The 24,336-nt window shown below is 35.9% G+C and carries 22 protein-coding genes; 11 read left to right on the top strand and 11 right to left on the bottom strand.

Going from position 1 to position 24,336, the window contains the following annotated elements; translation table 11 throughout:
- Nucleotides 1–19: 19 nt before the first annotated feature.
- The 5 genes from C8C84_RS11700 to C8C84_RS11680 all read left to right on the top strand — a co-directional run bounded on the left by C8C84_RS11700 (nt 20) and on the right by C8C84_RS11680 (nt 7,040).
- On the top strand, nt 20–1,474 hold the full coding sequence (locus C8C84_RS11700) for a glycoside hydrolase family 30 beta sandwich domain-containing protein (RefSeq protein ID WP_121313821.1): 1,455 nt from the start codon (nt 20–22) through the stop codon (nt 1,472–1,474).
- Between the two features lie 32 nt (nt 1,475–1,506).
- Nucleotides 1,507–3,258, top strand: a complete 1,752-nt coding sequence (locus tag C8C84_RS11695) for a cellulase family glycosylhydrolase (protein WP_121313820.1) — start codon at nt 1,507–1,509, stop codon at nt 3,256–3,258.
- Between the two features lie 30 nt (nt 3,259–3,288).
- Complete coding sequence (gene bglX / locus C8C84_RS11690; protein WP_121313819.1) at nt 3,289–5,511, top strand: beta-glucosidase BglX; 2,223 nt, start codon at nt 3,289–3,291, stop codon at nt 5,509–5,511.
- Nucleotides 5,512–5,520: 9 nt separating this feature from the next.
- On the top strand, nt 5,521–6,282 hold the full coding sequence (locus C8C84_RS11685; RefSeq protein ID WP_121313818.1) for a family 16 glycosylhydrolase: 762 nt from the start codon (nt 5,521–5,523) through the stop codon (nt 6,280–6,282).
- A 170-nt stretch (nt 6,283–6,452) separates the two neighbouring features.
- The gene (locus tag C8C84_RS11680) at nt 6,453–7,040 is read left to right on the top strand and encodes an RNA polymerase sigma factor (protein WP_121313817.1); all 588 of its coding nucleotides are present in this window, start codon (nt 6,453–6,455) and stop codon (nt 7,038–7,040) included.
- A gap of 221 nt (nt 7,041–7,261) precedes the next feature.
- Here the strand turns inward: C8C84_RS11680 and nth are convergent, their stop codons facing one another.
- A complete protein-coding gene (nth, locus tag C8C84_RS11675; protein ID WP_121313816.1) occupies nt 7,262–7,921 on the bottom strand; it encodes an endonuclease III in 660 nt (219 codons plus the stop codon).
- Between the two features lie 54 nt (nt 7,922–7,975).
- Between nth and bcp the strand changes: the two genes are divergently transcribed.
- Nucleotides 7,976–8,428, top strand: a complete 453-nt coding sequence (bcp, locus tag C8C84_RS11670; RefSeq protein ID WP_121313815.1) for a thioredoxin-dependent thiol peroxidase — start codon at nt 7,976–7,978, stop codon at nt 8,426–8,428.
- Between the two features lie 88 nt (nt 8,429–8,516).
- Here bcp and C8C84_RS11665 read toward each other — a convergent pair whose 3' ends face one another.
- Both C8C84_RS11665 and C8C84_RS11660 read right to left on the bottom strand, forming a co-directional pair.
- Nucleotides 8,517–8,975: a PA2169 family four-helix-bundle protein gene (locus tag C8C84_RS11665; protein ID WP_121313814.1), complete on the bottom strand. Its 459-nt coding sequence runs from the start codon at nt 8,973–8,975 to the stop codon at nt 8,517–8,519.
- Between the two features lie 261 nt (nt 8,976–9,236).
- Nucleotides 9,237–10,706: a TonB-dependent receptor gene (locus tag C8C84_RS11660; protein ID WP_121313813.1), complete on the bottom strand. Its 1,470-nt coding sequence runs from the start codon at nt 10,704–10,706 to the stop codon at nt 9,237–9,239.
- A gap of 128 nt (nt 10,707–10,834) precedes the next feature.
- Between C8C84_RS11660 and C8C84_RS11655 the strand changes: the two genes are divergently transcribed.
- Genes C8C84_RS11655 through C8C84_RS11645 form a run of 3 tightly spaced genes read left to right on the top strand, consistent with a single transcriptional unit; the run spans nt 10,835 to nt 12,601 of the window.
- Nucleotides 10,835–11,602 (top strand): MBL fold metallo-hydrolase, encoded by a 768-nt coding sequence (locus C8C84_RS11655; RefSeq protein ID WP_121315053.1) that lies wholly within the window; start codon nt 10,835–10,837, stop codon nt 11,600–11,602.
- A gap of 4 nt (nt 11,603–11,606) precedes the next feature.
- Nucleotides 11,607–12,101, top strand: a complete 495-nt coding sequence (locus tag C8C84_RS11650) for a hypothetical protein (RefSeq protein WP_121313812.1) — start codon at nt 11,607–11,609, stop codon at nt 12,099–12,101.
- An 11-nt stretch (nt 12,102–12,112) separates the two neighbouring features.
- A complete protein-coding gene (locus C8C84_RS11645; protein WP_121313811.1) occupies nt 12,113–12,601 on the top strand; it encodes a hypothetical protein in 489 nt (162 codons plus the stop codon).
- A gap of 30 nt (nt 12,602–12,631) precedes the next feature.
- Here the strand turns inward: C8C84_RS11645 and C8C84_RS11640 are convergent, their stop codons facing one another.
- The 4 genes from C8C84_RS11640 to C8C84_RS11625 are packed head-to-tail and all read right to left on the bottom strand — an operon-like array spanning nt 12,632 to nt 16,784.
- Nucleotides 12,632–13,276 carry an alpha/beta hydrolase gene (locus C8C84_RS11640; RefSeq protein WP_121313810.1) on the bottom strand — a complete coding sequence of 215 codons (645 nt, stop codon included), beginning with the start codon at nt 13,274–13,276 and terminating at the stop codon, nt 12,632–12,634.
- Entirely contained in the window at nt 13,276–13,599 is a 324-nt protein-coding gene (locus tag C8C84_RS11635) for a DUF4870 domain-containing protein (protein WP_121313809.1), read from the bottom strand. The genes C8C84_RS11640 and C8C84_RS11635 overlap by 1 nt, the downstream gene beginning before the upstream one ends.
- A gap of 6 nt (nt 13,600–13,605) precedes the next feature.
- A complete protein-coding gene (locus C8C84_RS11630; RefSeq protein ID WP_121313808.1) occupies nt 13,606–14,859 on the bottom strand; it encodes a dihydroorotase family protein in 1,254 nt (417 codons plus the stop codon).
- A complete protein-coding gene (locus tag C8C84_RS11625) occupies nt 14,856–16,784 on the bottom strand; it encodes a BatA domain-containing protein (protein ID WP_121313807.1) in 1,929 nt (642 codons plus the stop codon). The genes C8C84_RS11630 and C8C84_RS11625 overlap by 4 nt, the downstream gene beginning before the upstream one ends.
- A gap of 126 nt (nt 16,785–16,910) precedes the next feature.
- Between C8C84_RS11625 and C8C84_RS11620 the strand changes: the two genes are divergently transcribed.
- Nucleotides 16,911–18,017, top strand: a complete 1,107-nt coding sequence (locus C8C84_RS11620) for a lactonase family protein (protein ID WP_121313806.1) — start codon at nt 16,911–16,913, stop codon at nt 18,015–18,017.
- A 30-nt stretch (nt 18,018–18,047) separates the two neighbouring features.
- On the opposite strand, the gene C8C84_RS11615 is transcribed toward C8C84_RS11620, so the two are convergent.
- A complete protein-coding gene (locus C8C84_RS11615; RefSeq protein WP_121313805.1) occupies nt 18,048–19,391 on the bottom strand; it encodes a DEAD/DEAH box helicase in 1,344 nt (447 codons plus the stop codon).
- A 358-nt stretch (nt 19,392–19,749) separates the two neighbouring features.
- On the opposite strand from C8C84_RS11615, the gene C8C84_RS11610 reads away from it, so the two are divergent.
- On the top strand, nt 19,750–21,057 hold the full coding sequence (locus C8C84_RS11610; protein WP_121313804.1) for an amidohydrolase: 1,308 nt from the start codon (nt 19,750–19,752) through the stop codon (nt 21,055–21,057).
- A 50-nt stretch (nt 21,058–21,107) separates the two neighbouring features.
- On the opposite strand, the gene C8C84_RS11605 is transcribed toward C8C84_RS11610, so the two are convergent.
- Genes C8C84_RS11605 through C8C84_RS11595 form a run of 3 tightly spaced genes read right to left on the bottom strand, consistent with a single transcriptional unit; the run spans nt 21,108 to nt 24,229 of the window.
- Nucleotides 21,108–21,872, bottom strand: coding sequence for a TIGR02757 family protein (locus tag C8C84_RS11605; protein ID WP_121313803.1), 765 nt, complete (start codon nt 21,870–21,872; stop codon nt 21,108–21,110).
- A complete protein-coding gene (locus C8C84_RS11600; protein WP_147406843.1) occupies nt 21,865–23,565 on the bottom strand; it encodes a hypothetical protein in 1,701 nt (566 codons plus the stop codon). The genes C8C84_RS11605 and C8C84_RS11600 overlap by 8 nt, the downstream gene beginning before the upstream one ends.
- A 4-nt stretch (nt 23,566–23,569) precedes the next feature.
- Nucleotides 23,570–24,229, bottom strand: coding sequence for an ABC transporter ATP-binding protein (locus C8C84_RS11595; protein ID WP_121313801.1), 660 nt, complete (start codon nt 24,227–24,229; stop codon nt 23,570–23,572).
- Nucleotides 24,230–24,336: the final 107 nt, after the last annotated feature.

Here is a 24,336-nt window from a genome sequence, read left to right as displayed (position 1 = left end):
AAATTCAAAAAAACTTAAGATGAAAAAAGTAATATTAGTAATGTTGATGCTTTCAGTTTCTGCTTTTGCACAAAAAAAGCCGAAATCAAAACCATTACCATTTTCAACAAAAAACAAAACTGTTACTGTATACACTACTGCAGACAGTACCAATTTAAAATTGACTCAAACGGATAATTTACAGTTTAAAGAGTTGAAACAACCCTTGGAAACGCAGATTTGTATCTTTGTAAATCCTGATAAAACGTATCAAACATTTGTTGGTATTGGCGGAGCAATTACCGATGCAAGTGCGGAAGTGTTTGCCAAATTATCTCCCGAAAAACAGCAAGAATTCTTAAACGCTTATTTCTCTAAAGAGAATGGAATTGGTTATACTTTGTTGAGAACCAATATGAACAGCTGCGATTTTAGTTCAGGTTCTTATACTTACATTCAGGACGGCGATAAAGAGTTAAAGACTTTTGACATTCAACCCGACAAAAAGTTCAAATTGCCAATGATCAAAAAAGCCATGGCAATGATTGGAAACAAAGCCTCATTTTATATCAGTCCGTGGTCGCCACCGGCTTTTATGAAGGATAACAAAGACATGTTACACGGTGGAAAATTATTACCTGAATACCGTCAGTCTTGGGCAAATTATTACGTGAAATATATCAATGCATTACAAAATGAAGGCATTCCGGTTTGGGGTTTAACCATTCAAAACGAACCGATGGCCAAACAAATTTGGGAGTCTTGTATTTTCTCTGCTGAGGATGAAAGAGATTTTCTTAAAAATTATTTGGGACCAACATTGCAAAAAGCAGGTTTAGGTGATAAAAAAATAACCGTTTGGGATCACAACAGAGATTTATTATTACAAAGAGCGACGGCAATTTTGGAAGATCCTGAAGCCAGTAAATATGTTTGGGGAATAGGTTTTCATTGGTACGAAAGTTGGAGCGGTGGTGAACAAATGTATGATAATGTTGGTAAGGTAAACGAACTTTATCCATCCAAAAAATTAATGTTTACCGAAGGTTGTGTAGAAAAATTTGATGCCAATAAGTACCAATTATGGCAAAATGGTCAACGTTACGGAAAATCAATGATCAACGATTTTAATAATGGAACGGTAGCTTGGACCGACTGGAATATTCTGTTAGACCAAAATGGTGGGCCAAATCACGTGAAAAATTTCTGTTTTGCACCAATACATGGTGATACCAATACCGGCGAATTGATTTATACCCCTAGCTACTATTTTATTGGTCACTTTTCAAAATTCATTGATAAAGGCGCTAAAAGAGTTAGCAGCGCGGCCAGTAGAAGTCAGTTATTGACCACTTCTTTTATCAATAATGACGGAAAGGTCGTAACGGTTGTGATGAACCAAAGTAATTTGAAAATCACTTATAATTTATGCATCGGCACTACTGCCAGTGAAGTGACTATTTTACCAAATGCTATTCAGACATTAGTTTACTAAATTCAAATTTCCCTATCAAATCTTAACTATTAATGAAAATTCTACTCTTTAAGAAAATCAATGTTGTCTTTTTATTGTTATCAGTGACTTCTTTCGGTCAAGGGTTTTTACATAGAGACGGACAAAATATTGTCGATGGTAATGGTAAAAATGTTCTTTTACGAGGATTAGGAATTGGCGGATTAATGGTTCAGGAAGGTTATATGTTAAAAACAGCCGATTTCGCCGGACCACAATACCAAATCAGACAAAAAATAACCGATTTAATCGGTGAAAAAAATACCGAAGAATTCTATCAAGTTTATAAAAAAAATGGACTAACCAAACGCGATGTAGATTCATTAGCCGCTTGGGGATTTAATTCTATCAGGTTACCAATGCACTACAATCTGTATACTTTACCTATCGAAAAAGAGCCGATAGCCGGACAAAACACTTGGTTGCTTGAAGGGTTTCAAATGACTGATGACTTATTGAACTGGTGTGCTGCCAACAAAATGTATCTCATTTTAGACCTTCATGCTGCGCCGGGCGGACAAGGAATGGATGCCAATATTTCGGATTATGACACTTCAAAACCATCGCTTTGGGAAAGTACAGCCAATCAAGATAAAATGGTTGCTTTTTGGAGAAAATTAGCCGAGCGCTACAAAGACAATCCTTGGATTGGAGGTTACGACATTATCAATGAACCCAATTGGAATTTTTCCGGAACCAATAAAAACGGTTGTGACGAAACTAAAAACGAACCTTTGCGTGCGTTGCAAATGAGAATCACCAAAGCCATTCGTGAAGTCGATACCAATCATCTGATTATCATTGAAGGCAATTGTTGGGGTAATAATTACAAAGGAATGTTCCCGCTATGGGATGAGAATATCGCTTTGAGTTTTCATAAATATTGGAGCTATAACGATATGGCAACCATTCAGGAAATTGTAAATTACAGAAAAGAATACAATGTTCCGATTTGGCTAGGCGAAACCGGTGAAAACTCTAATGTTTGGTTCAAAGATGTTATCAGTTTAATTGAATCGAATAATATTGGTTGGGCTTTTTGGCCAATGAAAAAAATTGAGAATATCGCCGGAGTGACTTCTGTAAAAGGAACTGAAGGTTACGACAGACTTTTGCAATATTGGAAAGATGGAAAAAACAAACCGTCAGTAGAAGAAGCCCAAGCTATTTTGATGCAAATCGCTGAGAATTTCAAAATGGAAAATGTTATTGTAAAACCGGATGTTATAGATGCGATGTTCCGACAAATACAAACTACAGAAACAAAAATCTATAAAAAACATACTTTACCCGGAAAAGTATTCGCTTCAGAATATGATTTAGGCCAAATCAATCATGCTTATTTTGACAAAGATGTAGCCAATTATTGGGTTTCCAATGGTGGAAAACGAAGCGAATGGAACAGTGGTAACCAAATGAGAAACGACGGCGTTGACATTCAAAAATGTGATGATGTAGTTACCAATGGTTATGCCGTAAGTTATATAGAAGAAGGCGAATGGATGCAATATACTTTCGATTTGAATACGGATAAAACACTTGAAGTCAGCATAAGATTTTCAGCTGAAAAAGCAGGCGCGAAACTCTATTTAGCGGATGATAACGGCACCAAACTTTCAAAAGTAATTTCGCTTCCTGCTTCGGGTGGAAATTCTAAGTGGAAAACATTCTCTGTGGATACTATAAAACTAAAAAAAGGAATAAATAAAATTAGAGTTCACTTCGAAAATGGAGATTTTAATTTCAATTATTTGGAATTTAAATAGATAATTAATAAACCCAACCAAACCAACAGAATGAAAAATATCATTGCTACTTTCTTTTTAGCGACTTCACTGCTAGGATATTCCCAACAAAAAACCATAGACCAAAAGGTTGAAGAGTTGTTGAAAAAAATGACTTTGGAAGAAAAAATTGGTCAGTTGAATCAATACACGGGAGACAATACTGTGACCGGACCGTTGACTATTAATCCAAACAAGCAGCAAGAAATCAAAGAAGGCAAGATTGGTTCAATGCTGAATGTTATTGGTCATAAATACACGCGTCAATACCAAGAATTAGCCATGCAATCGCGTTTGAAAATTCCATTGATTTTTGGTTTGGATGTCATTCACGGACACAAAACAACATTTCCTTTGCCTCTTGCAGAAGCTGCTAGTTGGGATTTAAAAGCCATGGAACTTTCTGCCAGAATAGCCGCTACAGAAGCTGCTGCTTCGGGAATTCACTGGACATTTGCGCCAATGGTTGATGTTTCTCGTGACCCAAGATGGGGAAGAGTGATGGAAGGCGCAGGTGAAGATACTTACTTAGGTTCTCGAATTGCTTATGCTCGTGTAAAAGGTTTTCAAGGCAATCAATTAGGTGATTTAAATTCGGTTATGGCTTGTGCCAAACATTTTGCAGCTTATGGCGCAGCGGCTGGTGGAAGAGATTACAATTCAGTAGACATGAGCGACAGAATGTTGTGGGAAACTTATTTGCCACCATTTAAAGCGACAGTTGATGCCGGTGTGGCTACTTTTATGAATTCATTTAACGATATCAATGGCATTCCGGCCACTGCAAATAAATATATTCAGCGCGACATTTTAAAAGGCAAATGGAATTTCCAAGGATTTGTGGTGTCCGATTGGGGTTCTATCGGAGAAATGATTGCACACGGCTATTGTCAAGATGGCAAAGAAGCTGCTGAAAAAGCTGTTTTGGCCGGAAGTGACATGGATATGGAAAGTAATGCTTACCGCAATCATTTGGCACAATTAGTCAGTGAAAATAAAGTTCCCATGAGTGTTGTGGATGATGCCGTAAAACGTATTCTTCGCAAGAAATTCGAATTGGGTTTATTCGACGATCCTTTTAAATACTGTAATAAAGAACGACAAGAAGCTGCTTTAAACAATCCGGAACATACAAAAGCCGCGAGAGAAATGGCAACCAAAAGTATCGTTTTACTTAAAAACGAAAAAAGCATTTTACCCCTTTCCAAAGACACTAAAACCATAGCTTTCATTGGTCCGATGGTGAAACCAAAGCGTATCAATCACGGCTTTTGGGCTGTGGATTTAAAAGATGTAGATTCGACTTATATCGTTTCGCAATGGGAAGGTTTGCAAAATAAAGTGGGCAAAAAAGCCAAATTGCTTTACGCCAAAGGTTGTGGCGTTGAAGATACCAGCAAAGCCGGTTTTCAAGAAGCCATAGATGTGGCTAATCAAGCCGATGTCGTAATTTTAAGTATTGGTGAACGTTGGAATATGAGTGGTGAAGCCAAAAGCCGAAGCAATATTCATTTACCCGGAGTTCAAGAAGATTTAATCAAAGAATTGCAGAAGACAGGAAAACCAATCGTTATCCTAATGAATGCCGGCAGGCCTTTAATTTTTAATTGGACAGCCGATAATATGCCAACCATTGTCTATACTTGGTGGTTAGGTTCTGAAGCCGGAAATGCTATCGCAGATGTTTTATTTGGCGATTATAATCCTTCGGCTAAATTACCGATGACCTTTCCGAGAGAAGAAGGACAAATTCCGATTTACTATAATCATTTCAACACAGGACGACCATCAATTAATGAAGATAAAGTATACAAATCAGCTTATATAGATTTACCAAATTCGCCTAAATTCCCTTTTGGTTACGGACTAAGTTATACGACTTTTAAGTACGCTGACTTAAAGTTGTCAAAGCAAAAAATCAACAGCAATGAAACAATCGAAGTGACAATGACTATTAGCAATTCCGGAAAGTTTGCCGGAGAAGAAGTGGTTCAATTGTACCTTCAGGATAAATTTGGATCCGTTGTTCGTCCAATTATTGAATTAAAAGATTTCCAAAAGATTAAATTGGATGCCGGAGAAACCAAAACCTTAAAGTTTATCATCGACAATGAAAAATTATCATTTTACAATCAAGCCTTGGAATTCAAATCAGAACCGGGTGAATTTAATCTAATGATAGGTTCTTCTTCCACTGATATTCGTTTAAATAGTACCTTTGAATTAATTCCGTAATTTGTTGACATGAAAAAGTTATTGTTGTTAAATTTATTGTCTTTTAGTTTTTGCTTGGCGCAAAATGAGTCCCGAAAACTAGTTTGGGAAGAAAATTTCAACGGAAAGCAATTAGATGAAACCGTTTGGAATTTTGAATTAGGTAATGGTTGTCCAAACAATTGCGGTTGGGGAAACAATGAAAAGCAACTTTACACGAATAGAAATCATTCGCTTCAGGAGGGCAATTTGGTTATTAAGATTGAGAAAGAAGCCACGCATTATACTTCAACGAGAATTACCACAGCAGGCAAGAAAGAATTCCAGTATGGTAGAATGGAAGCCAGAGCCAAAATCCCAATCGGTAAAGGCATTTGGCCTGCTTTCTGGATGTTAGGTTCCAATATTGGTAAAGTGGGTTGGCCGCAATGTGGCGAAATTGATATTTTGGAATATGTAGGTAGAGAACCGGATATGGTTTACACATCATTACACACCCAAGACAGTCACGGCAATACCATTAATTCCAAAAAAACGGCTTTTCCCAACATAGAAGAAGGTTTTCATGTATATGCTATCGAATGGACAAAAGACAAGATTGAGTTTTTTGTTGATAACCAATTGGTTTACACCTTTGCACCCGAAGTAAAAGATGGAAACACTTGGCCGTTTGACCAGCCGTTTTTTTTCATAGTGAATGTTGCTGTTGGAGGTAATTTTGGAGGTCATGACGTTGATAATAGTATCTTTCCGCAAGAATATTTAATAGATTATATAAGAGTTTACCAATAATTTGGTGAGTTCATCGTTTTTTTAAGTTTTTTTCAGATTTTATTTGTTTTTTAAATAAATTTTATGTTAAATTTGGCTTATAATTAACTCTTAAACCCGATTTGCCTATACACGACCATTACTTTTTAGATTAAAAATTCTTTTTTTAACCCTTACTAAAAGGTAATGTTATGGCTAAATCTCAACTTCCGGATGCTATATTAGTTGATAAATACGTTGCAGGCGATGAAAACTCGTTGGCAATTCTTATCGAAAGGCACCAATCAAAAATTTATGGGTATATCTATTCCAAAGTTTCGGATAGAGATGTGACTGAAGATATTTTTCAGGAAACATTCTTCAAAGTAATCCATACACTCAAATCAAGAAAATACTATAACGAAGAAGGTAAGTTTTTATCTTGGGTTTTGCGTATAGCCAGTAATCTGATTATCGACAAATTCCGTAACGATAAAAAAATGCCATTGAATCGCGATACCGATGAGTTATTAATTTTCTCCAGAATCACTGATGACTCCCTAAACATTGAGCGCCGATTGATTAAAAATCAAGTAGAAATTGATATCAAATCCATCATTGAAAAGTTACCTCATGACCAAAAAGAAGTGATTATGATGCGCTATTTTTTAGATATGAGTTTTAAAGAAATAGCTGATTTTACTGGTGTTAGCGTAAATACCACTTTGGGAAGAATGCGTTATGCTATCACAAATCTGAGAAAGGTGATTGAAAAAAATAAAATTTATTTGCCTTCTTAGACAATAAAAAGTATTTTTTTGCGTTTTTATATAAACATCTCAAACCAATAGATTTTATATATGGCAAAACTTTACTCTAAAAGAAAATTAGCACCAAAAAAAATGTTACCTAAAAAAGAAACCATACGTCTAATACTTCAATATTCTTGTGCATTGAATATTATAAAAGTGGGCAACATGAACTTCGAATCAATTGCTAATTAAAAAACATCCCGGTAAAACTATCGGGATGTTTTTTTATAGTATTCTTCCAAAACGTCTTTTCTACCAATGGTTTTGGTAATGATATCTTTTTCTAAATCCCAACCACGCGCAGGCGAATATTGGCGACCATACCAAATGATTTGCAAGTGTAATTCGTTCCACAATTCTCGTGGAAAAATGGCTTTTGCATCTTTTTCTGTTTGCTGAACGTTTTTACCGCTAGTCAAATTCCAACGATACATCAAACGATGAATATGAGTATCAACCGGAAAAGCCGGAACACCAAAAGCTTGTGACATCACTACACTGGCGGTTTTATGGCCTACTGCCGGTAATCTTTCCAAAGCTTCAAAACTTTGTGGTACTTCGCCATGGTGTTCTTCAATTAAGATTTTAGACAATCCGTAAATTCCTTTTGATTTCATGGGAGATAATCCACAGGGACGAATAATATCCTTGATTTCTTCGACAGAAAGTTTGACCATGTCATAAGGATTATCAGCTTTAGCAAATAGAATAGGAGTAATTTGGTTTACTCGAACATCGGTGCATTGTGCCGAAAGCAAAACTGCAATCAACAAAGTGTAAGCATCTTTATGATCAAGCGGAACAGGGATTTCGGGATAGTATTCTTTTAACGTATTTATAACGAATGTTGCACGCTCTTTTTTGGTCATTTTAACTAAATTTGAGACGTAAAAATACTAAATAAAACCCAGCAACTTTAAAAAATGACAACACTACAAAAAGGCGACAAAGCACCCCATTTCTCCGGAAGTGACCAAGATGGAAACGTTCATACTTTAGCCGATTACAAAGGCAAAAAATTAGTAGTTTTCTTTTATCCAAAAGCCGATACACCGGGTTGTACCGCGGAAGCTTGTGATTTGAGAGATAATTTTGAACGCTTTAAAGCCAATAATTATGCTTTGCTTGGCGTTAGTGCCGATAGTGCTAAAGCACAAAGCAAGTTCAAAACCAAATATGAATTTCCTTTTCCTTTATTGGCTGACGAAGATAAATCGGTGATTGAAGCCTTCGGTGTTTGGGGACCTAAAAAGTTTATGGGAAGAGAATACGACGGCATTCACAGAACGACTTTTGTTATCAATGAAGAAGGTATCATTGACGAAGTGATTTCAGCAGTTAAAACCAAAGAGCATGCAGCGCAAATTTTAAAATAATTTATACAAAAATTGATTCCTAGAATAAAATGCTTGGAATCAATTTTTTGTATTGTCTATTGGAATAGTATTCTTTTACTACTTCAATTTATGCGTTTGCCAACGAGTCTCTCATCAATTTAACTTTGTCATGGTCTGCTTTTAGTATTGAGTGTTGTGATCTGATCATGATTTGTTGTTCTGATGTCAAATGTTCCAAATCATCTTTTAATACTTTTTCATAAGTGCCTTTTGCTGCGTCTTCACCAAATTCACATGAGTTTAGAATTGTTTTGCGGTCTTTGCCGGTGAGTGCTGCTTTTACATCCATCCAAACCCGAAAGAATTTTCCTGAAATCATAGTGCCTTCAGCGACCTCGCCTCCAAGTCGGATTACTTCGCTTATCAACTCCCGTTTGCATTGTTGGCTAGTGGAAGTAAATTGTGAAAACAATGCTTTTAAATCTTGTTCTTCTGTCTCTTTTGTTGCTGTTTCATAACCTTCTATTCTATCGTTGTTAATAGTGATAAGTTTGTTTAATGCATCAATTGTTTTTTCAGTTTCCATCGTATTTGTTTTTAATTAGAAAAATTGCTTTAAAATTTATTGGATAATCTTTCTCACGAGTTGGTTTTAATTTACTATTTCTTCTTGATTTAAGATTTTCCTAATGCAAAGTTGACTTTCTTAATTTAGTTATAGGTTGTAGAATCTTTTGCAATGATTATATGATTCACACATATAAAAAATGTGATTGTATAAATAAAAAACTCCGAACTGTTTTCACAATTCGGAGTTATATGAGTGTTTCCGATAATTCGGAATTAATTATTCTACTTTTTGCAATATTCGATTCGGGTCATAACCGAATAGTTGGTGCTGTTTGATAATATCTGAAATTCCTTGTGGTAAAAGATTTTCCCAACCCGGAGTTCCGCTACTGATCATTTTCAATACTTCACGAGAGAAGATTTTTAAATGGTCTTTGTCGAAATCGGTGATGTCAACTACTTTTCCGTTGTAAGCAAAGAATTTATACAACTCTTTCATACGAGGATGTACTTTCAAGTTTTGAGAGTTTACGATTTCTCCGTTTTCGTCTTCCATTGGATACAAGAATACTTTTAAATCGCGATAGAATAATTTACCGAAAGCTTCCAAAATTCCACCACTTAAATGGCGATAATATTTTTCGTCAAAAATATCTACTAAGTTGTTTACGCCCATCGCTAATCCCATACGGGCTTTGGTATAACTAGAGAAATATTCCACTACTTTATAGTATTCTTGGAAGTTGGATATCATTACCGTTTGGCCTAACGAACAAAGCAACTCGGCCCTGTCCATAAAATCTCTTTCGTCAATTTCACCTTCTGAACGTAAGTTAGAGAGTGTAATCTCAAAAATAACCAACGTATTCTCTTTATCAACTTTACTTTCTTCAAGGAACATATTCAATGATTTCTCATACATGTCCATGTTTACTTGGGTAACAGGTCGGAAACTGCCTCTCAAAGCCAAAATATTTTTCTTGTAAAGAATTGATGCCGGCAAGATGTTTTTTCCGTCCGGACCAAACATTACCGCATCGGTCATGCCATTTTTAACCAATTGCAAACTCATCAAGCGATTGTCAACATTGGCGAAACGTGGACCAGAGAAATTAATAGTGTCAATTTCCAATTGGTCTTTGTCTAAATGGTCATATAAATAACGCAATAATTTTTTTAGGTCGTTGTATTTGTAATAAGCGCCATAAATTAAGTTTACACCCAAAATCCCCAAAGTTTCTTGCTGTAATTTGGCATCAGTTTCTTTAAAACGAATGTGAAGTGTTATTTCGTTGTAATCTTCATCAGGTTCAACTTGGTATTTTATTCCAACCCAACCATGACCTTTAAACTGTTTGGCAAAGTCAATAGTCGCTACAGTGTTGGCATAACTAAAGAAAATTTTATTCGGATGCTTGTCTCTTTTTAAGCGTTGTTCTATCAGTTCCACTTCGTGAGAAAGCATTTTTTTTAAACGGCTTTCCGTTACGTAACGACCATCATCTTCAATTCCGTAAATAGCATCACTAAAATCTTTATCATAAGCAGACATTGCCTTTGCAATAGTACCAGATGAACCACCGGCTCTAAAAAAATGTCGCACCGTTTCCTGACCCGCACCAATCTCTGCAAATGTTCCGTAAATATTATCATTTAGGTTAATTCGCAAAGCTTTATCTTTGATTGCAGGAATCTGTTCAATGGCTTTATCGCCTTTCAGTTTTATAATAGAAACAATATTGTCCATAGTAGCGTAAGTATTCTTTGCAAAGTTAGTAAAATAGCTATTTTATTAAAAGATAATTAAGTCTATTTTTGTAATTAATTACGTTTTAAAGTCGAACTTCAAAATTATTCCACAAAAACCATGCTATGATGCAAGTTTATTTTCTCGGAACCGGAACATCTCAAGGAATTCCTGTTATTGGAAGTAGTCATTCTGTTTGCAAAAGCGAAGATTTTAAAGACAAGCGTTTGCGGGTTTCGGTCTGGGTTACTTTTGACGAAGTTTCATTGGTGATTGATTGCGGTCCCGATTTTAGACAGCAAATGTTAACTTCAGGTTGTGAAAAGTTGGATGCCATCTTATTTACTCATGAACATGCCGATCATACTGCAGGCTTAGATGATATTCGACCGTTTTTTTTTAAACAAAAGAAAGACATTCCAATTTATGCACATCAAAGGGTTTTAGAAAATTTTAAAAAACGTTTTGACTATATTTTTGAAACAGAAAATAAATATCCCGGAGCTCCGGGCGTTCAAACTTTTGAAGTTAAAAACAATGCAGATTTTGAAATTGGCAAAGCCAAAATAACGCCTATTAATGCAAATCATGCAAATCTTCAAGTTTTTGGTTATCGAATTCAAGATTTTGTATATTTAACGGATGTTAAAACTATTGATGATTCTGAAATCGAAAAGCTAAAAGGGGTAAAAGTGTTGGTTGTGAATGCCTTGAGAGAAGAACCACATCATTCCCATTTTAGCTTGCAGGAAGCGCTGGATTTTATATATTTGGTACAACCGGAAAGAGCCTATTTAACACATATCAGTCATCTATTAGGTTTTCATGAAGAAGTCCAGAAACGATTGCCTGCGAATGTGTTTTTGGCCTATGACAATTTGAAAATTACAGTTTAATATTATGAAAAAATCATTGTTTTTGTACTTATTTATTATTGCGGTTTTGATGAATATTTTTACCTATAAATATTTCACCTCAAAAGAATCCGCAGAAAAAAAGCCGGTAGTCGCTAAAGATTCCAAAAAGTTGAATGATAGTATAAACCTATTAACAGACCAACTCTATGATGCCAATTATTTTTCTTTGGAAGCTAATGACAGAGCGCAAAACTATTTAAACCAAAGCGATATTAACGCCTTTGCAGAAAAAGTTACGCAAGCACTTTTAGCTTATAATGATTCCCCGGAAGGAAATCAATATACTGATCAAGTCAAAATGGGCGAACAAAAGTTCATTATCTCCAAAGTAAAGTTATTAAACCACCGCTGGATAATAGCAAGTTACAGTAACGGTAAACTTTGGGGTGAAGTAATGCTAAAATATTTTATCAATGATGACCAAACTGTTTCGTTTGAAATCATGAATTCCTATCTATATCCTGAACAATTAAACTAGAATTTTAAGGCATGAAAAAAATATCTCTCCTCTTAATCACTTCAATTGTCTTGTTTTCGTGTAAGTTAACGGATCAAAACGAAACAGAATCAGAAGAAGAAAAAGTTCCTTTGGCAGTTAAAGATTCTACTGTTGTCAATGACAAAGACGAACACGGATGTTTGGCTACCGCGGGTTATATTTGGTCAAAAATGAATAAGGAATGTGTTAAAGGGTATACGGGTATTCCATTAAATCCAAATGACAAGCCTGAAAATGAAGATGAAACTTTGAGTGCCTTCGTGCTTTTTAGCGAAGATTTAGACAAGGCAGAAGTTTTTTTACCGAATGAAGTTAATTCTATTGTGTTAACTCGATTGGCAGAAGGCAAGCCATGGGTTTTTGAAGATTGGCAATTAGTGCCTTGGAAAGGATATGTATTGAAAAAAGGATCTGAAATAAAATACGCGGGCGACGGACAAATAGGTAAAAAAATAACCGGTAGCGATACGCAAGAATAAACAAAAAGTCCCGAGTAATCGGGACTTTTTTTATTTAGATAACCAATGTTTAAAATCAAAGAAGTTTTGTGGCGCTACGCCGTGTCCAACCATATATTCTTTAAAAACAATGTCAATCCCTAAAACTTGTAGCATCGGAATTGATTTTCGCGCCCATTCTACAGGAATGACTTGGTCAACCGTTCCGTGTGAGGCAAATATTCTTAATTTACTTAAATCATTTTCGGTATAATCATCTACTGCAATTTCCGGATTGAAATAACCGCTCATGGCTACAACGCGTTGCACTTTTTCTGGATAAGACAAAGCAACAGCATAGCTCAATATACAACCTTGACTAAAGCCGATAAGTGTAACGTTATCAGCATCGATAGGATATTCTATAACTAATTCATCAATAAAGTTCGCGATAATATCTCTCGAAGCTCGAGCTTGACCAATATCGGAAAACTTATTCTCATCTGCATCAAAATTAATCGCATACCAAGCATAGCTTCCATACATCATATCAAAAGGTGCGCGTGCGGAAACGACAAAGTATTCTTCTGGTAATTCACCAGCGAAGGAAAACAAATCTTCTTCATTACTGCCATAGCCGTGTAGCAATAGGAGTAAAGGGTTCTTGTCTTTTTTGTCTTTTGGTTCTCTGATTAAATGGTGAAGTGATAAACTCATTATAAATTTTTAAATAAGGTTTGAAAAAATCCACCAACTACAGGTATTTCTCTTTTTTGGCCTTGAGCCGCACCTAAAAAACCATAAATCCAAAGGATAAAATAGAACAGATAAAAGGCAGAAGTCGCTGTCCAACTATTGGCATAACCTACAAAATAACCCAACAAAAAGAAAGAGATAAACAATCCCAACGCTTGTCGGATGTGAAAAGAAGCAAACTCTGATTTGTTTTCTTCCTGATTCATAAAAATGGCAATTACAGTTCCAATGATTGTTAGGTAAGCTACAATTGCAGTGTTCTTTGCTTTTTCAATATTTTCCATAATAATTTAGGCTAAAACCAATTTTCCTTGATTGTAAATTCCAATCGCCTTTCCTTTCATGACTTGTCCAAGGAAAGCAGAATTTTTTGATTTTGATAGAATGTGTTCTTTCGTAAAAGTCCAATCAGAATCGGTTTGAAACAAACTTAAATTAGCTTTATTTTCTTTTTTAATTATTTGACTTTCAAAGTTTAAAATTGACTTACCGAAAGTTAATTTTTTTATTATTTTTTCCAAAGGTAATACCGTTAATAAAGCACCAAAAGCACTTTCTAAACCAATGGTTCCGTTTTTAGCCAAATCAAATTCCATCTTTTTATGCTCGATATCCATTGGATTGTGGTCTGAAGTAATACAGTCAATCGTATTGTCTAAAACGCCTGCTATTAAAGCTTTTCTGTCGGCTTCCGTTCGCAATGGTGGTGAAACTTTATAACGTGTATCAAAACCGTCCAGTTTTTCATCAGTCAATACTAAATGATGCACGGCAACGCTACAAGTCACGTTCAAACCTTTCGCTTTCGCTTCCTTAATTAATGCTACTGATTTTGCGGTAGAAATCGTCGGTATGTGCAATTTTCCACCGGTATATTCCAGTAAAAATAAGTTTCTGGCAACCATGAGTTCTTCAGCTAAGTTGGGAATTCCCTTTAAGCCTAATCTAGTAGAAACAATGCCTTCATTGGCAACGCCATTACCTTTGATGTTGTCATCTTGGCAATACGCCATTACCAAACCATCAAAATCCTGAGTGTATTGCAATCCTATTTTTAGCAGATTGGCATTCGCCAAATTTTTCCCATAATCTCCGAAAGCAACAGCTCCGGCGTTTTTCATGTCGTAGAGTTCGGCTAAATCTTTGCCTTCACTGTTTTTAGTTAAAGCACCAATCGGAAACAATTCGGTTGCTGAGTTGGCAGCTTTTTGTTTGACAAAATGAACTTGTGATTGGTTGTCAATGATTGGATTTGAATTGGGTTGCAAAGCGATTCCGGTAAAGCCACTTTTCGCAGCGACATTCAATCCGTTGGTGATGGTTTCTCTGTCTTCAAATCCGGGTTCGCCTAAGGAAACACTCATGTCAAACCATCCTTGCGAAAGATGCAACCCTTCGTGTTGGAATTCCTGATGCGTATCAATATTAAGAATTGAAGCTCCTATTTCTTCGATTATGCCTTGTGTAATTTTCACATCAACGATTTGGTCGTGAAATGGACTTTGTGGGTCAACAATTTTGGCTTTTCGGATGATTAGGTTCATTTTACAAATTTTTGAATGAGTAGTTCTAATACTAAAAAGAGTAGTGTAAGCAATACAAACCATTTCCAGATTTGTGTATCAGTTCTATCGGTTTGTATGGTATTAAAAACCGTTTCTATATCGTCAATTTCCTTGTAATTAGCCGCAATATCCGTATTGGCTAAACTCAGGTTACTTTCTGTTCGTGTGTAATTAAAGCTGATATTTTGCACCAAATTGGTTCCGTTAAAGATACCAAAATTTCCGGCTTCGATTGGATTATCACCAAAAGTTATTTTGACTTTGGTATTCAACAATTGTTGCACCGGAATAAAACTTTCAGGCGTATTTTTTACGGTTAGAATTTCATCTTTGGATAATAAAGCATCCACCACAAAAGGTTGGTCTTCACCAATGATAATCGCATTCACGCCGGTTTTTTGACTGTTTTGCGCCATGTTGTAAAACGTTGGCACAATCAACGGCGAATTTTGAAAATTACTATTTGTTTTGTTGATTGGTGCCGCAAAAACATACACTGATGACAACGGATTTGAAATCGAAGTTAAGAAAGCACTTTGGTCTTCATAACTTAAAATCGCTGGCGTTGTACTATTGATCCCAAAGGCAGTTTTGGTCGATGGATATTGGAAATTGTCGATTTTCTTCTCAAATACATTGCTAAACAACGGATGATTGAAATTGATTTTGGTCACTTTTTTATCGCTGGTTGCAATGGCTTTTAGTTGAATTGCGCCAAAGTTGGCTAAGAAACTATTCATCGCGTTCACATTGCTTTCCTGCGCCGGAATAATGACAACGTTTCCACCTTTGTTTACAAATGATTTCAAGGTGGTTTGCAACGCTTGCGGAACGTCTTTTAACTCATTCAATACAATCGCATCTTGCTTTTCCAATAAGTTATAATCCAAATTGGCTATTGGGAAATTGGTATAAGCAAACTCATCATTGGTATAAATTCTTGACAAGAAATTGCTTTTGTCCGTGTCGCCAATACTTATTACATTGGTTTTGCTTGGTTTTGAAATACTGAAATAATAAGTGTTGTCGTAGGCCAAACCTTTATCGGTAATCGAAACATAGCCGTGGAAATCTTCTTTCGGAATGGTGAATTTAATCGTTTCAGTAGTATTTTTGAAATCTATTAAAGTTTTTGCTGTTAATTTGTTTTGGTTGTATAACGCGATCGGAACTGTGGTAATATCTTCTCCATTGGCGGATAATTTAACCCCAATTTCATAAAAGTTATCCAAAGTTTGTTCGATATAAACGCTGTCGATGGAAACATTATTTTTTTGTTCGGCTTCGGGAATAATAAAATAGACATTGTCTTCCTTTTTAAAACTTTTCGCCTGATTGGTTTCCAAACCAACACCATCGGTAATCACAATGATGTCTTTGTTGAAAGCAGATTTTCGCGCATTGACTTTCGCAATCAAATTGTCTAAACGAAAAGGTGTTGCACTATATTTTAAATCCTGTAAATCCTTTTGAATCGATTTGATATCGGTGTTCCAAAACGTTTCCGAGTTGGTAATCAAAGAAAAATTCTGTGCTTCCGGAGTATGTTCTAATAAATCTTGAACGACACGTTTGAGCAATTCCCCTTTTTTGCCTTTGGCTTGCATGCTATAGGAATTGTCCAAGATGATGTACATTTCGTTAGTTGCTTTTAGACTTTCTTTTGCGGTGAAAAAAGGTTGAGCGAAAGCCAAAATCAAACAGGCGAGAAGCAATAAACGTGTGAAAAGCAACAACCATTTTTTGATGGTCGAACTTTTTCGGGTTTGGACAGAAAGTTCTTTTAGGAATTGTACGTTGGTGAAGTATTCTTTCTTAAAACGTCGCAATTGAAATAAATGCACCAAAATTGGAATCACCAATAAAAAAAGAAAATATAGAATTTCCGGGTGTTTGAACTGCATTCATCTAAAGTTTGTCAAAAATAGCACTTTTTATCATTTGGCGAAGCCGTTTTAAGAATTTTAAATGATAAAAAAATCGATTCTAATGGTATTCGGTTATTTTTGTGTTTCGATAAAATCATTACGATGACAAAATTTTTAGTGCTCGTTGCCACCATATTCTTCTGTATTTCCAATCAAGCGCAAGGAAATAAAACCAATTTATTCATTGGAACTTATACCAAAACCTGCGACAGTAAAGGGATTTATCTTTATGAATTTGATACTGTAACGGGAGAAACCAAAGTAAAGACAGCAACTGAAAACGTTGTCAATCCAAGTTTTTTAACGCTTTCAAAAGAAGGAAAATTTGTTTATGCGACTAATGAAGATGGCGACAATAGTGCGGTAAGTGCTTTTCGATTTGATTCGAATACAAATCAATTCACCTTTTTGAATTCCCAAAAGTCAGAAGGTAATGATCCTTGTCATATCATCAATGATGATCAAAATGTTATTGTAGCGAATTATAGCGGTGGGAATATTACGGTTTTTGGCAAAAATATGGACGGAAGCATTGGAAAACACAAGCAAATAATGAAGCACGAAGTGCAAACGGTCAGTGAAACCAAACCGGAGACTTCACACATGCACATGTTGCAATGGTCACCCGATAAAAAATACCTCATCGCCAGTGATTTAGGAAAAGATTATCTCTATGTTTATAGTTATAATCCCGAAGCTAAAAGCGCTGTTTTAGAGTTTAGCTCTTTTGTTAGAGTGAAGCATGGCGCCGGACCAAGGCATTTTACTTTTAGTCAGGACGGAAAATATGTCTACTTAATTAATGAGTTGGATGGTACGTTATTGGTTTTTAAATACCTTGAAGGCAAGTTGCAATTTATTCAGGAAACGACTGTTGTAGCTAGAGATTTCAAAGGAAAAACCAGCGCTGCAGATATTCACATTTCAGCTGATGGGAAGTTTCTTTACGCAACAAATCGTGGTGATGCCAACACAATATCGTGTTTCGAAATCAAAATGAATGGCAAGTTAAAGTGGAAACAAACGACCAGTACTTTAGGCAAAGGACCGCGTAACTTTAGCCTTGATCCAACAGGAAATTTTCTTTTAGTTGCACACCAATACACGAATGATGTAGTGATTTTTAAAATCGATAAAGAAACGGGAATACTTTCAGATTCAGGAAAGAGAATCGAATTGTGTTCACCGGTTTGTCTAGTATTTCAATAGAACTGAACACTCACAACTGAACACTGAACACTATTTCTTCTTACGCTTCGCCGCTCTGGTCTTCAAAATATTTCTATTCACAGAAGTTCCGGTTTTCTTTTTAGTTTTCGATGGTCCGCCCAGATTGACTTTAGTGTTCTTCTTGGCTTTTTCGTGAAAGGACGCGCCACCTTCTAGTTTGTTGGTTTTCAGAATGACTTTCATTTTCTTTCTGTCCTTTTCAAACTCAAGTAAACGTTCCGCAATCACAACTGTTGCAGGCAAAGGCAAAAAAGTAAGTTCTTTTTCCATCAACATTTCGGCCTCGATCATGATTTCTTCTTCTCGCGGACTGATTAAACTAATCGCAATACCCGATTTATCGGCACGACCGGTTCTACCGATACGGTGAATGTATTGTTCCTGAATTTCGGGAAACTCAACGTTGATAACGTGCGTGATATCCGAAATATCTAAACCTCTCGCCATTACGTCAGTAGTTACAATTCCACGGATTTCTCCGGCTTGGAAAGTAGCCATCGTCTGCAAACGATAGTTCTGAGATTTATTAGAGTGAATGGTTCCGAATTGCTCCGGATACACTTCTTCTAATTTTTCCGCCAATAAATCGGCTGTTTTTTTATTGTTGACAAAAAGCAATACGCGTTCGTAAGCATCGTCTTTTAGTAATTCTATAATCAAATTGACTTTCGTCAAAAAGTTAGGTGTTTTGTAACCCAATTGTTCAATTTGTTCCAATGGCGTTCCGCTTGGTGCCAGCGACACTTCTTCGGGAAATTCAAAATATTCTTCCAGCATGCCATCAACTTCATCCGTCATTGTTGCTGAAAACAAAATGTTCTGGCGTTTGGTTTTAATCATCGTTAGGATAGAAGTCACTTGAGAACGAAAACCTAAGTTTAGGATTTCGTCAAATTCATCGATAACCAATTTTTGCAAACTGTCAAAACGAATCACATTGTCCAAAGCCAAATCCATGATTCTTCCCGGCGTTCCAACTAAGACATCAATTCCTTGATATACGGCTTTCTTTTGCGTATTAATATTTACACCACCATAAACGCCTAAAGTTCGCACCGACATAAATTGAGTCAGTTTTTCAACTTCGGCAGCAATTTGAACTACCAATTCACGCGTTGGAACCAATATGACAACTCGTGGTGTATCAGTTGCAACAAATTTCCATTGTTTGAGTATTGGTAGTAAGTAAGCGAAAGTTTTTCCGGTACCGGTTTGTGCAATTCCCATCATATCGCGTCCAGACATAATCACCGAAAATGATTTTTCCTGAATTGGCGTTGGTGTAGTCAAACCTAATTCGTCAACGGCTTTTTGTAGTGATTTTGGAAGATTGAATTGCTCAAAAGTGTTCATTGTATCTGTAATTTGGCGCAAAGGTAAGGAATTCTATTTTGGCAATGTTTTAGCCGATTGGATTTTGCTAATCACCAAATAGTCAAACTTTTAATATGAACTTTCTTGCTATTGAATTATTTTATTATATTTATAAAAAAAAATCCTGCTTTTGATATAAGATTTCCCAACCTACCGAATTCGATTTGTTAAATCACCAGTTAAGTAAAGCCATAAGTGACTAAATTTATTTTCCTTTTATAGTTGGTCTATGACAAGCTTTCAGACTAAATTCAAATACGACAAAGGATTATCTTTAAATGATTATTTGTAAACCAATGTAAAATCAGAATTGCTACTTAAGCCATAAAATAATACCATGAAAAAGATAGTCATCATCGTTTTACTATTTAGTTTTAAAATAGTATCGGCACAAAAAAACAATTACAGCGAACTTATTGCCAAAAAAGCCACTCAGATTGAACAAAAAGTTATTGATTGGCGCCACGATATTCACCAAAATCCTGAACTCGGAAATAGAGAAACTCGAACAGCAGCTTTAATTACCAAACATTTGCAATCACTTGGCATCGAAGTTAAAACCGGTGTTGCAGTAACCGGCGTGGTTGGAATTTTAAAAGGTGACAAACCCGGTCCGGTAATAGCTTTGAGAGCCGATATGGATGCTTTACCGGTAATAGAAAACAACAATTTACCTTTTGCTTCAAAAGTAAAAACTACTTATAACGGAAAAGAAACAGGAGTAATGCATGCTTGCGGTCATGACGGACACGTAGCCATATTGATGGGCGTAGCCGAAATTCTTTCCGGGATGAAGAAAGAGTTGCAAGGAACGGTTAAATTTATATTCCAACCGGCTGAAGAAGGTGCGCCTGTAGGTGAAGAAGGTGGTGCTGAATTGATGGTAAAAGAAGGTGTTTTGCAAAACCCCAAAGTAGATGTGATTTTCGGGTTGCACTTGAGCTCCGGAACAGAAGTGGGCAAAATTAATTATCATCCCGGTGGAACTATGGCTTCTTCTGCTGATGTAAAAATTATTGTAAAAGGCAAACCGGCTCACGGTGCTTATCCATGGCAATCTGTTGACCCAATAGTGGTTTCGGCACAAATTATCAATAGTTTACAGACTATAGTCAGTAGAAATGTGCAACTCACTCACAATCCTGCGGTGGTAACAATTGGTTCAATTCACGGCGGTAATCGGCATAACATTATTTCGGAAGAAGTCGAAATGTTGGGAACCATTCGAACCTTTAGCAAATCTGACGAAGAACTGATATTTGAGCGTATTAGGCAAATTGCCACCAAAACAGCAGAAGCTGCCGGAGCAACTGCTGAGGTAAAATTACCTTATTCCTCTTACAATCCCGTGACTTTTAATGATGTTGATTTGACCGAAGCCATGCTGCCATCCTTGCAAAAAACGGCCGGAAAGGAAAATGTAAATTTGGTGCCTGCAGTTACCGGAGCAGAAGACTTCTCCTTTTATCAAGAAAAAGTACCCGGTTTGTATTTCTTTGTGGGTGGCATGAAAAAAGGTCAAGATCCAAATACGGCAGGGCCACATCATACTCCTCAATTCATTATTGAAGACAGCGCTTTTAAAACCGGAATTAATGCGTTATGTAATTTGGTTTTTGATTATATAGAAGTGAATAAAAAATAAATCAATCACATAGCAACATGGCAAAGTTTTTTGGTAAAATAGTTTTTAACCTAAAACCCTTCAAAAACACCCAAGCCAAACAGCGCAAAATCATATTTTACCGGATCGTTTTTATCCAGTTTTCGCAATTCGGTGTCTAGTTCTAATAAAGCTTTAGCGTCGTTTTGTTTTCGGGTGAGCAATCCGAGTTTTCGAGCAACATTTCCGGAATGAACATCTAACGGACAAGATAAAGCAGTAGCCGAAATGTTTTTCCAAAGCCCAAAATCAACGCCATTGTTGTCTTGACGAATCATCCAACGCAAGTACATGTTAATGCGCTTTGCAGCGGAACCTTGCATTGGATCTGAAATATGTTTGGTTGTTCGTTGCAGATGATCTACTTCAAAGAAATATTTCTTAAAGGCCGAAATCGCCGGTTGCATGGACAAATCTTCTTGTTTATTGGTAAAGAAGGTTTCCAAACCACCATGATTTTGATACAAATTTTGCAAAGCTTTGATGAAAGTTTTAAAGTCGTTACCATTGAACGTTCTGTGAACAAATGTTTCTAAATTTTCCAAGTGATAATCCTTGTGATTCATCACAAAATCATAAGGCGAGTTGCCCATTAAATCCATCATTCTTTTAGCGTTGTTGATAATCATCTTGCGGTTTCCCCAAGCAATAGTCGCCGTTAGAAAACCTGCAATTTCTATGTCTTCTTTTAGTGAAAAGCCATGCGGAATCTGAATTGGGTCGCTTTCGATAAAGTTAGGATTGTTGTAAAGGGCAGCCTTTTCGTCCAGAAATTCCTTAAGTTCAGTTTTAATCATTGGTTTTTAGTTTTTTGGCGTAAAAACCTTCCTGTAAAGTTTTCCCACGCAATTGCGGAATGACATTGAAATTGGTTTCAAAATAATCCAATTGCTCTTTGTTTGCACAAGGCAAATCACCATTGCCGGTTATCCAAAAAATGGGAGTTTCGGTAGGCGAGTAGTAGTTTAAATTGCCTTTAGTAATTTTGATGTAATTGAGGTTATCTCGAGTGTTGGGTTTTGGATGAATAACATTCTCCAGTTGAAACGTACTGTTTTTAGCTAATAACTTGTTTTGAGTTAAAGCGCTGAATGACATTGGCACAAAGAGCAAAACACCGATTGCTAATAAACTGAAACTAAGTAATCCCAAGATGATTTTCTTATTGGTGAACATGACGGAAAGGAATACAAGTCCGAAGAAAATTGTGAAATAAACAAAGAAACGATATTGTGGCGAGCTGAAAACTAATAAAATTAATGCTAAGACAAATACAAAGTAAACATCACGAATTCTTTGTTTTGGGTAATATTTTGAAATTATAAATGGTGAAATCAAGAGTAAAAATACAGTCGCTAAACCAATGATACTGTCAATTCCACTGTGCAAAAAATATTGTTTAACCAAGATAAAAAAAGTAGCATTTTCAAAAACACTAAAAGGAATATAAAAAGAATGCATCATGTCTCGACTAAAGAAAAAATCCATAATTTCCATTGGTACCAAGTAATCAGCATTTGAATTAGGGAACACAGTTAACGGATAAAAAGGATAACCGGTCAACATAATATTTTTGATAACAAAAAGAAACAAAACCAATCCACCTAAGAACCGAAACGGAATGAGCTGGCTTCTTACTACAGCTATATGTTTTATAAAAAGCAAAAGCGGGAAAGCTAACAACACTAATGCGGTTATTTTGATATAAATCGCAAAAAGAACGAATATAGTTATGAAGTTAAATTTCTCAAGTACATTATCCTTGTGTATTTCCAAATACATTGAAAGCACTATAAAACTGATAAGGTAAACCGGTAAATCAGGTGATGGCGCGCTGATGAATTGGAATAGGAAAACATAAGTCAAAGGCAGTAAGCCAAAAACCAAATCCAATCGATTGGCATTGGTAAAATAGGAGTGAAGCTTTTGAAATGCCCAATAATTAAAGAGTAAAAACAAATAACCATTCAAGTCATTTAAGCTGTCATAAAGAAATGAAAACGAATAAACGCTCTGTGTGATGTGCCAACCGCTCGTTTGTCCTAAAAACAAGTGCAAATTTGCCAAACCGAGAACAAATCCGTATTCGTTCAACCATTTGATAGTTTGGATGTAATAGGTTTCATTGTCAACAATAAAAGGCAAAGTAGCACTTTGTAACAAAATTAAAATGCTACTGATACTAAAAAGTGCTTTTAATGCTAGTGAGAAGGAATTTAGTCGCGTTAGAATACTTTGGGTAATATCTTTTAAATCGCTTTTCAAATAAAATCCAAGAGTGATTGATGTTATTATCAAAAAAGCATGAAATTCTATATTTATCGGACCAAATATCGCCCATGAGCTCGCCAACAATGTAATTCCAAATAATCCGAGAATACCGGCAAAAACAATAGTCAAAGATTGAATTCGAAAAAGCTTTGAAAACCCTATTCCTAAAATAATGGAAGTGAGAAAAAGATACAGCCAACTAAGTAGAATAAGCACCATATTATCATACGATTAAGCCATCTTTCATGACTAATTTTCTATCAGCCATGTTGGCTAATTCCTCGTTGTGCGTAACAATGACAAAGGTTTGTCCAAATTCTTCTCTCAATTTAAAAAATAACTGGTGTAAATTTTCCGCCGAAGTCGTATCTAAATTTCCCGAAGGTTCATCGGCAAAAATCACAGCCGGTTTGTTTATCAGAGCGCGCGCTACAGCAACGCGTTGTTGTTCCCCTCCGGAAAGTTCGTTAGGCTTGTGATGACTTCTTTCGGCTAAACCTAAATAATCGAGTAAACGTTTGGCTTCATTTTCGGTTTCCTTTTTTTCTTTTCCGGCAATGTATGCCGGAATACAAACGTTTTCCAAAGCGGTAAATTCCGGCAATAATTGGTGGAATTGGAAGATAAAGCCTAAATGCAGATTCCTGAACTTAGATAATGTTTTATCGTTCATTTTCAATATGTTTTCACTATTTATCTCAAGTGAAGTATTATTTGATTTTGCGGCATTGTCAAGTGTTCCGAGTATTTGCAACAAGGTAGTTTTTCCCGCACCGGAAGCACCAACAATAGATACAATTTCTCCTCTTTTTATATGTAAATCTACACCTTTTAAAACGTGCAAACTATCGTAGTATTTGTGAATGTCTTTGGCAATAATCATCAATCGAATTTTTCACAAAGTAACAAAGTATTTTCTTTTAATAGATGATATCAATTTTTTTTATGAGTGAATAAATTATAAAATTGTGTTAAGTATAATTTTTTGTT

The sequence above is a fragment of the Flavobacterium sp. 102 genome (assembly GCF_003634615.1).
GTDB lineage: Bacteria > Bacteroidota > Bacteroidia > Flavobacteriales > Flavobacteriaceae > Flavobacterium.
This window is presented reverse-complemented; position numbering and strand designations above follow the sequence as displayed.

Excerpts from the sequence above, each read along its gene's own strand:
- C8C84_RS11700 (WP_121313821.1), top strand. The coding sequence starts at position 20 with ATGAAAAAAGTAATATTAGTAATGTTGATGCTTTCAGTTTCTGCTTTT.
- C8C84_RS11695 (WP_121313820.1), top strand. The coding sequence starts at position 1,507 with ATGAAAATTCTACTCTTTAAGAAAATCAATGTTGTCTTTTTATTGTTA.
- bglX (WP_121313819.1), top strand. The coding sequence starts at position 3,289 with ATGAAAAATATCATTGCTACTTTCTTTTTAGCGACTTCACTGCTAGGA.
- C8C84_RS11685 (WP_121313818.1), top strand. The coding sequence starts at position 5,521 with ATGAAAAAGTTATTGTTGTTAAATTTATTGTCTTTTAGTTTTTGCTTG.
- C8C84_RS11680 (WP_121313817.1), top strand. The coding sequence starts at position 6,453 with ATGGCTAAATCTCAACTTCCGGATGCTATATTAGTTGATAAATACGTT.
- nth (WP_121313816.1), bottom strand. The coding sequence starts at position 7,921 with ATGACCAAAAAAGAGCGTGCAACATTCGTTATAAATACGTTAAAAGAA.
- bcp (WP_121313815.1), top strand. The coding sequence starts at position 7,976 with ATGACAACACTACAAAAAGGCGACAAAGCACCCCATTTCTCCGGAAGT.
- C8C84_RS11665 (WP_121313814.1), bottom strand. The coding sequence starts at position 8,975 with ATGGAAACTGAAAAAACAATTGATGCATTAAACAAACTTATCACTATT.
- C8C84_RS11660 (WP_121313813.1), bottom strand. The coding sequence starts at position 10,706 with ATGGACAATATTGTTTCTATTATAAAACTGAAAGGCGATAAAGCCATT.
- C8C84_RS11655 (WP_121315053.1), top strand. The coding sequence starts at position 10,835 with ATGCAAGTTTATTTTCTCGGAACCGGAACATCTCAAGGAATTCCTGTT.
- C8C84_RS11650 (WP_121313812.1), top strand. The coding sequence starts at position 11,607 with ATGAAAAAATCATTGTTTTTGTACTTATTTATTATTGCGGTTTTGATG.
- C8C84_RS11645 (WP_121313811.1), top strand. The coding sequence starts at position 12,113 with ATGAAAAAAATATCTCTCCTCTTAATCACTTCAATTGTCTTGTTTTCG.
- C8C84_RS11640 (WP_121313810.1), bottom strand. The coding sequence starts at position 13,276 with ATGAGTTTATCACTTCACCATTTAATCAGAGAACCAAAAGACAAAAAA.
- C8C84_RS11635 (WP_121313809.1), bottom strand. The coding sequence starts at position 13,599 with ATGGAAAATATTGAAAAAGCAAAGAACACTGCAATTGTAGCTTACCTA.
- C8C84_RS11630 (WP_121313808.1), bottom strand. The coding sequence starts at position 14,859 with ATGAACCTAATCATCCGAAAAGCCAAAATTGTTGACCCACAAAGTCCA.
- C8C84_RS11625 (WP_121313807.1), bottom strand. The coding sequence starts at position 16,784 with ATGCAGTTCAAACACCCGGAAATTCTATATTTTCTTTTTTTATTGGTG.
- C8C84_RS11620 (WP_121313806.1), top strand. The coding sequence starts at position 16,911 with ATGACAAAATTTTTAGTGCTCGTTGCCACCATATTCTTCTGTATTTCC.
- C8C84_RS11615 (WP_121313805.1), bottom strand. The coding sequence starts at position 19,391 with ATGAACACTTTTGAGCAATTCAATCTTCCAAAATCACTACAAAAAGCC.
- C8C84_RS11610 (WP_121313804.1), top strand. The coding sequence starts at position 19,750 with ATGAAAAAGATAGTCATCATCGTTTTACTATTTAGTTTTAAAATAGTA.
- C8C84_RS11605 (WP_121313803.1), bottom strand. The coding sequence starts at position 21,872 with ATGATTAAAACTGAACTTAAGGAATTTCTGGACGAAAAGGCTGCCCTT.
- C8C84_RS11600 (WP_147406843.1), bottom strand. The coding sequence starts at position 23,565 with ATGGTGCTTATTCTACTTAGTTGGCTGTATCTTTTTCTCACTTCCATT.
- C8C84_RS11595 (WP_121313801.1), bottom strand. The coding sequence starts at position 24,229 with ATGATTATTGCCAAAGACATTCACAAATACTACGATAGTTTGCACGTT.